The organism is Mesorhizobium sp. M7A.F.Ca.US.011.01.1.1 (assembly GCF_003998295.1).
Classification (GTDB): domain Bacteria; phylum Pseudomonadota; class Alphaproteobacteria; order Rhizobiales; family Rhizobiaceae; genus Mesorhizobium.
On record NZ_RZRT01000225.1, the window covers coordinates 1 to 563 of the forward strand.

The 563-nt window shown below is 59.9% G+C and carries 1 protein-coding gene and 1 pseudogene; both read right to left on the reverse strand.

All coding sequences use genetic code 11. The features are described 5' to 3' along the window. Positions 1 to 135 (reverse strand): alpha/beta hydrolase (locus tag EOA13_RS39525; protein ID WP_206535389.1); only part of this gene is annotated, 135 nt, incomplete at its 3' end. Beyond that, positions 135 to 563: pseudogene (locus tag EOA13_RS37460) on the reverse strand (adenylosuccinate lyase); the annotation flags it as partial. The gene EOA13_RS39525 and the pseudogene EOA13_RS37460, both read right to left, overlap by 1 nt.

Here is a 563-nt window from a genome sequence, read left to right on the forward strand (position 1 = left end):
CCTGTCCCATTCGGCCTGCAGCACGCGGCTCGAATTGGGGAGTGCCCGGCACCAATGCGACATCCAGTGATCTGGCCCGGAATTACCGCGCCCCGGCAGGGCGAGAAAATCGAATTCTCCAGCCGCCGAAATCATCACGCTTCTCCGAACACCCGCTTGAAGATCGTGTCGACATGCTTGGTATGATAGCCAAGGTCGAATTTTTCACGAATGTCGGCTTCGGGCAAGACTGCGGTGACCTCCTTGTCGGCGAGAAGTTCTTCAAGGAAATCAGCGCCTTGCTCCCATACTTTCATGGCGTTGCGCTGCACCAGCCGGTAGGCATCCTCACGGCTGACGCCCGCCTGGGTCAGCGCCAGCAGCACGCGCTGCGAATGCACGAGGCCGCGGAACTTGTTCATGTTCTTCAGCATGTTGTCGGGATAGACGAGCAATCTGTCGATGACACTGGTCAGCCGCGACAGCGCGAAATCGAGCGTCACCGTCGCATCCGGGCCGATCATGCGCTCGACCGACGAATGCGAAATGTCGCGCTCGTGCCAGAGCGCCACGTTCTCCATCGC